General features: G+C 59.7%; 5 protein-coding genes. 3 read left to right on the top strand and 2 right to left on the bottom strand.

Going from position 1 to position 10434, the window contains the following annotated elements; all coding sequences use genetic code 11:
* Positions 1 to 245: 245 nt before the first annotated feature.
* A complete protein-coding gene (locus IT585_02390) occupies positions 246 to 3764 on the bottom strand; it encodes an alpha-amylase (protein MCC6962078.1) in 3519 nt (1172 codons plus the stop codon).
* 111 nt (positions 3765 to 3875) lie between these two features.
* Here IT585_02390 and IT585_02385 point away from each other — a divergent pair, with 111 nt between their 5' ends.
* Positions 3876 to 5291, top strand: a complete 1416-nt coding sequence (locus IT585_02385) for an aminotransferase class V-fold PLP-dependent enzyme (protein MCC6962077.1) — start codon at positions 3876 to 3878, stop codon at positions 5289 to 5291.
* Between the two features lie 932 nt (positions 5292 to 6223).
* Here IT585_02385 and IT585_02380 read toward each other — a convergent pair.
* Positions 6224 to 8548 (bottom strand): dockerin type I repeat-containing protein, encoded by a 2325-nt coding sequence (locus IT585_02380; protein ID MCC6962076.1) that lies wholly within the window; start codon positions 8546 to 8548, stop codon positions 6224 to 6226.
* Between the two features lie 397 nt (positions 8549 to 8945).
* On the opposite strand from IT585_02380, the gene IT585_02375 reads away from it, so the two are divergent.
* The gene (locus IT585_02375) at positions 8946 to 9380 is read left to right on the top strand and encodes an Rrf2 family transcriptional regulator (GenBank protein MCC6962075.1); all 435 of its coding nucleotides are present in this window, start codon (positions 8946 to 8948) and stop codon (positions 9378 to 9380) included.
* Positions 9381 to 9398: 18 nt separating this feature from the next.
* Complete coding sequence (cysK, locus tag IT585_02370) at positions 9399 to 10334, top strand: cysteine synthase A (GenBank protein MCC6962074.1); 936 nt, start codon at positions 9399 to 9401, stop codon at positions 10332 to 10334.
* Positions 10335 to 10434: the final 100 nt, after the last annotated feature.

Below are 10434 nucleotides of genomic sequence, written 5' to 3'. Positions count from 1 at the left end.
TGATCTATCGAATGAAGAAGTACGGAATCAAGAAGGGGTAGGGGGCTTCACTTCTGCGCGACTACTTACTAGATGGTATTGCGATATTGAACACGCGAGGGCAGACCGGTCTCCGACAGAGTACGCGGCGCGAACAAAATCTGACGCAACTTCATCTGCCGGTCGTGGAGACGCGGCGGTACAAAGAGTCCGACTAGAGTCGGCCCCACGTGAATTCTTTGCGTGAGGATCGCAGCAATCCTGACCTACGATTGTGACTGCGGGCTGGATGAATCGCGGTGGAGGGAGCTCTCGGGGTAGCGCGGTTCGTCGGGTGATGTCAGGGCCAGCAGGCGGGCGACCTGGTAGCCGGAGAGTTCGCCGGTTGCGATCAGGTTGGCCGACTTCTTGAAGATGTCGTCAAGCTGGTTGTCATCGGCGAGGCCGGATTGACCGAGTTCAACCACGGCATTGGCAGCCCAGGCATGCACCAGGCGCTCCCAGCGTTCTTTGCCGAACCAGACGATGTCGTTGTGACGATTGACCTGCAAAAATTCGGCGCCGTGCGAATCGGCAAAGAATGCCGCCAGATGAATCTCTTCAGTCAGGAGCGGATTGTCAGCGGTCAGCAGCGTTGCCACCAGCAAGGATGTCATGTAGCCCTCGTAGTCACTTTGATAGAACTCGGCAAAGACGGCAGCGATCGATTTGCGCAGCAGCCACTTTTCGAGGCGCTCCCGCATCAGCTCGTGCGGATCCTGCACATGCGGACCGGCCTGCCAATCAAGGATCGGGCGCAGCAAGTCGCAGATGACGATCGTATCGCGTGCGCGCAGATCATCGATCTGCGCCAGGCGGCGGGTAACGGCGGCATCAAGCCGTGGCCACTGCACGGTAGCGGCTGCGGTTGGATGCGGCTGTGAGGAAAGCGCCTTCTCCGTCAATGCGACAACCTCGTTCATCGCGCCGCCGATGAAGCGGCCGACCGCGCTCAGGAAGCGAATGCGCGCCGCTTCATAATCTGCAAACTGCGACGGATCGGGAGCGAGTGTCGCAAGCAGGCGCAGCAGCTCGACGCTGAACGCCTCGCGGAACGGGGCCAGGATCGGTTCGTACACCAGTTCGCGGTGAGCTTCGTCGATATCATGGACTCCGCCGCCGTTGAGACGGTGCATCAGGTTGCGCCAGGAGCCGTCGTGGTCGTGGATTTCGCGCCAATCAAGAAAGGCGTGATACTGGTAGCCGCCGATGACGGCGAAGAGCCCGCGCTCGGCGATTTCGCGACCGGCGCGGATGAACCATCGTCCCGACTTGTAATCGCGGAAGACGCACAGGTCGGTCTCGCCGGTCTTGAGCGCAAGCGCCTCACTCAGCGTGCGGTGCACGAGAAAGGGTGAGTCAGCGGGACCAACATTGATCGCAGTTGACGTGTTGATCCACCCCTCGGTGGAGGAATAGGCGTTGTTGTACAGGATCAGCGCGCGCTCATCACCGAAGCGATTGGAATACGCGAAGACATTCTCATCGACCCAACCGGCGGTGGAGTGGAAGTCGAAGAAGGCGAAGTTGTCCGCGCCGGAGAAGAGGCGGCGCCGCCGCATGATCGGGAAGATCTCGTGCTCGTGGCGGCGAACGAGGTCTTCGTCAACCTGTTCATCCCAGTAAGCGCGGCGATATTCCATGCCGTACTTCTCGGCGAAGCCTTCGATCTGGCCGTGGCCGAACATCGGCAATCCGGGCATGGTGACCATCATCAAGGCGACGCCGATATACTTGTCGCCCTTGCCGAATTGCTCGACGGCGGTACGCTCGTCGGGATTGTTCATGAAATTGACGAACCGCTTGAGCACCTCGGGGCTGAACTCGAGAACATTCTTGACGGTCTGGCGGTACTTCGAGTTCTCCTCCATCTTCAGCATATTCATAAAGGCGGAATTGTAGACGCGGTGCATGCCGAGCGTACGAACGAAGTAACCCTCCATCAGCCAGAACGCCTCGGCGAGGAGCAGAGTCTCAGGAACTTCGGCCTTGATCCGATCGACGACCTCGCGCCAGAATTCCTTGGGGAACGCGGCATCGAATTGCTCCTTGGTGAGTCCGCACTCGGCGCGCGAGGGAATGGCGCCGCCGTCGCCGGGCTGCGGGAACCAGAGCCGCTGGTAGTGCTTCTTGGCGAGCGTCATGGCGGCATCAAAGCGGATGATCGGGAACTTCCGCGCGACGTGAAGAATCGTTTGGATGACCGCCTCACGAACTTCCGGAATGAGGAAATTGAGCTGGGCGGTGTCGTTCCAGGGCATGTTGGTGCCGTCGTTGCCGTGGTAGATATAGCGGGTGTCGCCGGTCCAGGTGTCGATGCGCTTAAAGACGACGGCGGCGTCACGGTGCGACCAGTAACCGTCCTCGATCTGCAGGACAACGCGCGGGTCGTCGGAGAGGTTGGCGCCGGTGTATTGGTAGACCGGAAACGGCGGATAGGGCGACTGGATGAACCAGTCGGGATGTTCGATCACCCAGCGCGAGTAGATGCCCATGTGGTTGGGGACCATGTCGGCGGAAAGACGGATGCCGCGGCGCCAGGCGCGGGCGCGAAGTTCTTCGTAGGCCGATTCACCGCCGAGATCGTGGGCGATGATGTAATCATAAAGTGAATAAGCCGATGACACGGCCTCGGGGTTGCCCATGTACTGCTTGATGGTTTGTGAGGCACGCGAGCGTTCCCAGACGCCGATCAGCCAAAGCCCGGTGAAACCCCAGCGCGCGAGGCGGTCGAGTTCTTCATCGGGGATATCGGATAGCAGGCGGATGTGGCGCCCGTACTTCTTCGAAAGCTGATCGAGCCAGACGTAGGTGCTTTTCGCGATCAGGACGACGTTGGACATCCAATCGGCGTCCTGGCTGAAGGCTTCGGGCTCGGGATAGCCGAAATCGACGCCCTGGCCGCGGCCGAGGCGAAGGACTTCGAGCGAGCCGTCGGAGAAGCCGCGCAGGAAGTGTTCCTCACGGAGGATATCGCGCACGAGGAGCAGACGCTTGAGTAAACCGGCCGGCAGCAGGCGCGCCCAGCGGGTGCGGATGAAATCCAACTGGGCTTCAAGCGAATCGGGGTGATTCTCAATCGGTGCAAGCAAGGTGTGGAACAGGGAGTCGCCGACTTCGTCGACCGGCGGCTGGGTCTCGAAGAACTGGCCGAGCGCGTCGACGAGGTCGCGGTAGTGGGCGCGGTGCGACAGCTCGGTGTCATCGTAGAGCGGCCGGAAGAAGCGAAACGCCGGGTTGATCATCGCGATCATCAGCAGGATCATCTCGGCCACGACGAGTTCTTTGTTGGCCCCGAGCGCACTCTGGCTATGGAGGTATTCGCCCGGCGGGTGGCCGTCAACAAGCACGGCCGGCGGCGGGAACAGCACGGCGCAGGCAGCGGGCGGAACCTCGGCCAGATTGCGGCTCTTGCGTTCCGCCGTCCAATTCAGACCGGCCTGGAGCGAGAAGGGATTCTGGCGGCGGCAGTAATGCAGGACGACGTAGCGCATGATCTCGACGATCATCGCGGCCGTAATCAGCTGGCCGGGGGAGATCGGCGTCAGCGGCGGCTGCTGGGTGTGCGCGGTTTCATTAAAGCAGGCGGCAAGCTGGCGCACGACATAGGTATCGGAGCCGGGGACGCGTGAAGCCGGGTCGGTGACGATCCGGGCCAGATCAAGGCGCTCCCAGGTGCGGCGCGACACGGGCAAGCCGAAGGGGAAATAGTCGCGCAGATGGTTTTCGAGGTCATGAATACTCATAGTCGCCGGCTCAGGTTCCTTTCGCTCCGCCGAAGCAATTATACGTTGTTTATCGACAGCTTCAACAGAATTGCAGACAAAGCGGGGGAAAGTGATTAAATTGTCGCCGTTATGGACAATCAAGAATTTCGGCGCTACGCGCACGAATTGGTCGACTGGATGGCGGACTATCTGGACAACGTGCGCCGGTATCCGGTCAAAGCGCAGGTACAGCCCAAAGAGATTATCGCCCAGCTTCCCGAAGCGCCGCCGCAACGGGGGGAGCCGTTCGAGCGGATTTTCGGTGACTTTGAGAAGATCATTGTACCGGGAATGACGCATTGGCAGCATCCGAGCTTTTTCGCGTACTTCCCGGCCAATTCAAGTCCACCGTCGGTGTTGGCGGAGATGCTGATGTCGACGCTGGCGGCGCAGTGCATGAGCTGGCAGACCTCGCCGGCCGCGACCGAGCTGGAAGAGCGGGTGATGCAGTGGCTGGGACAGATGATCGGTCTGCCGCGCGAATTCATCGGCGTGATCCAGGATACGGCCTCGACGGCGACGCTCTGCTCGTTGTTGACGGCGCGCGAAAAGTACAGCGACTTTGCGATCAATGCCCGCGGGTTTGACGGTTCACAGAAGTTTGCGGTCTACTGCTCGACGGAGACGCATTCGTCAATCGAGAAGGCGGTGAAGATCGCCGGACTTGGCAGTGCCTGCCTGCGCAAGGTGGCGGTGGACGAAGCGTTTGCGCTCAAGCCGGCTGAATTGGAGAAGCTAATTGCCGCCGACCGGCACGCGGGCGTAACGCCGTTGGCGGTGGTGGCGACAATCGGGACGACGGGATCAACGGCGATCGATCCGCTGCGGGCCATCGGCGAAATCTGCCGGCGCGAGGAAATTTGGCTCCATGTGGACGCGGCATTCGCGGGGACGGCGCTGATCTTGCCGGAGCTGCGGTGGATGATCGAGGGGATCGAATACGTCGATACATTCGTGTTCAATCCGCACAAGTGGATGTTTACCAACTTCGACTGCACGGCTTATTTCGTGCGCGATCCGGCGGCGCTGGTGCGGACGTTCGAGATTCTGCCGGAATATCTTAAGACCGCCGAGGGAGATCGGGTCAACAACTACCGCGACTGGGGGATCCAACTGGGGCGGCGCTTCCGCGCGCTGAAATTGTGGTTCGTGATCCGCAGCTATGGCGTGGCGGGACTGCAGCTGCTGGTTCGCGAACAATTGGAACTGGCGCGCGGGCTGGCGGCATGGATCGGCGCTTCCGCCGATTTTGAGCTGCTGGCGCCGACACATCTGAACTTGGTTTGCTTCCGGTATCATCCGGCGGGGGTGAATGATCCGGGACAATTGAATGTGCTGAATGAGCGGTTGCTCGAGCGGGTGAACGCGACGGGAAAGGCGTACATGACGCACACGAAGCTGAACGGCGCGTACACGCTGCGCATGGTGATCGCGCAGACGCAGGTGACTCATGCCGATGTGAAGGCGGCGTGGGAGTTGATCAAGGGGCTGGCGAGAGGGAAGTAGGTCAGGATCTTTGTGATCCTGACAATCAAGGGCTTGACCGAAGACGTCAGGATCGCAGGGATTCTGACCTACAGGCCGTACCGTCAGGAACGGATTCCTGACGGCGCATTTAAGTCGGCGCTACAGGGGGATGCGATGAAATCGAGATTGCCTCGTCGCGATTATGGACGGTGAAAACGGTGGGCGTACGTTCACTCCTCGCAATGACAGGGCGCGGATTGCAGTGGTTCGGAGCGTCAGGTCGCCTCGCGCGGGAGAGGAGACTCTTCTTCCCGTGTGCACGGCGCGCGAGAAGACCTGACGCAACGGTGGGAGACCTGCGAAGCTCCCACCGCAATCCCTCGTTCCTCGGGACGTTCCGGCGGTGGGGTACCGGATGTGTCGACAGTGTGCACCAGGGGCGCAGATACTAAGGCGCCGGGAGTGATCCTCGGCTCGCTCCCGGCGTCAGTCGTGACCGGTCCTTGGCGGTCAGTCGGGGAGTCCCTCCCCTCGAGGTTTGCGCAAGCAGATCAACGGCAGTGCGGCGCGATCAGCCTGGTGCGGGGATCATCGTCGAACCGCGCGTTGATCATGTTTCAACACTCTGCTCTCATCATCGTGGCAGGTCTCTTTATCCGAGTTTGGAGAACCGAAAGCCTCGGTTAAGAGACCTGCCTTTCTCATGAATCCCCCCTTGCATGAAGATAGCGGCAGCAAGCTGCCCCACCCTTCGCTTTGCTCCGGGTGGGCTGCCGATCTGGAGTTTCAAGTGTTCGACTGAAGTCGAACCCACATCGACTCTGGATGTCAGGATCGCAGGGATCCTGACCTGCGGCCGGGCCGTCAGGAATGGAATCCTGACGGCCCGGCCATCGCAATCAGTCAATTAGTCTTCCCTAGTAACACCTCATCATTTCCGCTCACACTTCATTATCTTCGCAAACAGCGCATCATTTCCGCAACGGTGGGCCGCAAATGCCAAGCCAGGTCGGACAATCACACGGCGCCGGGCCACCGGCAAAGATGTAGTTGATCAGATAGACGGCATCGGAAATCGTCACCAGGCAGTTGCAGTCGGCATCGCCGGAGCAAAGCTTGTATGGCGTCGGCGCAGCGCCGCCGGCAAAGATGTAGTTGATCAAGTAGACCGCATCAGAAATCGTGATCATGCCGGAGCCGTCGGCATCGCCCGGACGACAATCGCACACGTGTGCCGGACAGATAATCACGGCATATTCGGCCACGGTGATGATTTGGCCGCCGGTGTAAGGTTGAGATGGAATATCGCCGTTGTTCATGCCCTGGAACATGAAGATGTCGGAGCCGGTCATCGGGTAATCGCGCACCTGGGCGCGGAACGGCGAAGCGGCACAGAGCGCGCTGACCGCGCCGATGCTGTACTTGTCGTGGTCCATTGTGCCGTGCGGCCCGGAAATGAATTGCGCGTCATTATGCACGGCGGACCCATGCGCCGAGCCGGCCGGTGGTTCACCCTCGTTATGGTCGAGCCACGGATCGGAGATGCAAATGGCGACCTCGGTGGTGCAAACGCCGGCGACGGTAACATAGTGGCCGCCGACGCGGTGGCAGCCGCCGGGATCAGCCGGATTAATCTCCCAGAAACCGAGCAGCAGAATTACATCCTGGCTGCGCAAGACCTCCTTGCGCACCGAGTCGATAGCGCCGGGGAGATCCAGCGGCAATAGACTGACGGTGTAGTCGGAAGCCAGGCCGGCTTTGGCGATCCAGTTAGCCGCCCCAGCAACGAGACCGTGGATGAACGTCCCCGGTTGCGGCATCATGTTGGTGCCGCAATAGAGCGCGAGCGAGTCGACGAACGGGATCACGTTCTGGGGTGCGTGATCATCCCAGAGCGGAAGCATCGAAGCGTAACTCGTCACGAGCGGATAGTGATCGGAGTAGGTCGGCGGCGGCACAGTGCCGGTCTCGAATTTGGAGTCAAACCACCAGAGACAATTGGCAAGAGCGACCGGGCCACAGTGCGACCAACGCTGGCCGACCGGGTCCATCCAGCCGTTTTGCTTCTGATCGAAATCAGGCATGCCGACGGGAGCATAGTCGGGATATGGCGGCTTGTAGTACTCGCAGACATCGGTGCCGCCGGTGATGACAAATGACAGATCGAGCGATTGCTGATCGAGGCAATCGTGCATGATATTGCCGCTCTCGATCATGAAGTTGAAGCCTTGCACATCGACCGAGACCCATTCCGGGCAGTAGTTGGCCGGGACCGGACCGTCCCAGGCAATCTGCTGTCCCATGGCGACCGGGCCGGACCAAATGATTTGCCGGCCGATGAAAGCGGCTTCATCCTCGCCCGGCAGCGGCGGCCGGCGATCACCGGGGGGATTGCCCGTGTTGGACCACACGTCAGTCGACCAATTGATGGCGATGGTCAGGTTCGACGGCATTGTCGGCACCATCGGCGAAGCGAAGCAGTCGATGTGAATATGCTTCTGGAAATTGTATTTCAACGGGTCGTCGTAGAACCAGATGTTCCACCAGCCGCTGGGATAGTGATACCAGCCGGCCCCGTAAGCACCGCCGCCACCGCCGCCGGCGAAGTTGCCGGCCGGATCGATGCTGATGAAGAACGGGTTGATAATCGGGCCGGTTGTCGGCTCGTACATCTCGACCCAGTTGAGCGAACCCCAGTTGGCCCAGACGGCGTCATCGTTCCAATGATTGGTCGTCGATTTCCAGCCCCACTGCACATCCTGCGGGCCAACGACAATGGCAGAGATATTCAGCCAGTAAATTGTTCCTGCCTGTTGGAAGAACCATTGCTCGCGCGGCAAGAACACATTGTACTGGTAGTAATTGCCGTGATCGTTGTTGAGGACAAGCCCGGTGGACGGATCATACCAGCCTTCCATGGTCGGTGGGTCGATCGGCACCGGAACGAAATCGGTGACCGTGTATTCCCAGAGCGTTGCGCCCGGCATGCTGTAGCCGGTGGGGCTTTGCTCGGCCGGAATGTCGGCGTGAATGCTGAGCACGAAAGACTGGATGGCGCCCTCGAGGCCGCCTTTCCACGAACCCCAAAAGTGGATGTCTTTAACGTAGCCGGTTTCGGAGCATTGCCAGTCATCAGCCAGCACGACAGGTTGGGTCGCGTTGACGTCCCAGCCGATCTCATCGGGCAATTGCGGAAAGTGCATTTTATGCCCGTCGGCGGGATCCCAGTCGGCCAGCACCGGCAGAGGCAGTACCCAGACGAGCAAGAAACAAAACAGCCATAGTCGCACGAGCATCAGGCACCTCCAGAATTTTGAGAATGTTTTCGGTCCGGAAGGAGACAACGACGAACCTGGGCTAGTTCGGTGATCGCCGCGGACCGGTTGCAGGTGATATTTTCAGGCGAACGCGTTCGCCGCGAGAATGCCGAAATGGACAGCAGTGCCGTTGCGAGGCGTGAAGATGAGACTGATGCGTGCAGTTAAGTTTACGAATTGGCTCACTGACAGAACATGTCAGAGTACGGATACAAGATAGAATCAGCAGTTGCGTATGTCAATACAAAATCTACCAAACAATCCACGAATAAAGGCCGGCCGAGTCGTGTTTGTTAGTGACGTTATACAAGATTTCCTATCGGAATATGTGTAATTGCACTTGACAGGTCTAAGGTGCTAACTATATTCGATTTACATGATTACCAATCGATCGTACTACGGGATTAGCGCCTTGGTATACTTGGCGGTGAATTCGCGCGGAAAGTATATCGGGGTGCGTGAGATTGCGGCACGGCAGAATCTGCCGATCCGATTCTTGGAGTTGGTCTTTTCCCGGCTGCGTTCATCCGAGATTGTCAAGTCTACGCGGGGAGCGGCCGGTGGCTATCAGTTGTCGCGGAGTCCGGAAGAGATATCGCTGGCAGAGATCATCACGGTTTGCGAAGGATCGGCCGAGTTCGTACTGCCGGCGACCGTGACTGAGCGTGTGGGGACCGATGATCCGATTGGAGGAACGCTGGTGGCGATCATGAATGAGCAATTTGCAGTTTTGCACAAGAACCTGCGGGCGATCACGCTGGCAGATATTATCCGCTCCTCCGGGCTGGCAGCGGAGATGTACTGGATTTAGCGGAGCAGGAGAGAAATCATGAGAATTGCCAACAGCATTACCGATTTGATCGGCAACACGCCGCTGGTCTACTTGGACCGCGTGGCGAAGGGTTTGCCGGGGCGGGTCGTGGGCAAGTTGGAATCATTCAATCCGTGTTCGTCAGTCAAGGACCGGATCGGGCTGGCGATGATCGAAGCGGCGGAGCGACAGGGCAAGATCAAAGCCGACACGATCATCGTCGAGCCGACCTCCGGCAACACCGGCATCGCGCTGGCGTTTGTCTGCGCCATGAAAGGCTACAAGCTGGTCTTGTACATGCCGGAAACCATGTCGATCGAGCGGCGGAATCTGCTCAAGGCCTTCGGCGCCGATCTGGTGCTGACGCCGGGAGCGGAAGGGATGCCGGGTGCGGTCAAACGTGCCGAGGAAGTGGTCGCGGCGAATCCGAAATTCTTCATGCCGCAGCAATTCAAGAACCCGGCCAATCCCGAGATTCACACCAAGACGACGGCGGAGGAAATCTGGCGCGACACCGACGGCAAGGTCGACGTCATCGTGTCGGCGATCGGCACAGGCGGGACAATCACGGGGTGTGCGCGCGTGCTCAAGCCGCGCAAGCCGGGGCTGAAGATCATCGCGGTCGAGCCGACCGCCTCGCCGTTCCTGAGCAAGGGAACCAAGGGGCCGCATCCGATTCAGGGGATCGGCGCGGGCTTCAAGCCGGACGTGCTGGATCTGGAGCTAGCGGATGAGATCATGACGGTTGAAAACGAAGAGGCGATCGAGATGACGCGGCGCGTGGTGCGCGAAGAGGGCATCCTGCTCGGGATCTCGGCCGGGGCGAACGTGGCAATGGCCGCAAAGGTGGCGGCACGCCCGGAGAGCGCCGGCAAGCTGATTGTGACCTTCATCTGCGACACGGGCGAGAGGTATTTGTCGACGCCGACCTACATGGAGCTGTCAGCGAACTGAAACAGATGTTCCGTCCGGTGTTCCGCGACTAAACCACGAGGAGAACGCCACGGACGACGGCCTGCTGAAGAGATTCGGTGGACCGTTGTGCTTTTTGGGG

This window comes from Candidatus Zixiibacteriota bacterium, from assembly GCA_020853795.1.
In the GTDB taxonomy this organism is placed as follows: Bacteria; Zixibacteria; MSB-5A5; order CAIYYT01; family CAIYYT01; genus JADJGC01.
The sequence above is the reverse complement of the archived record's forward strand: the minus strand, read 5'-3'. Positions and strand labels throughout refer to the sequence as shown.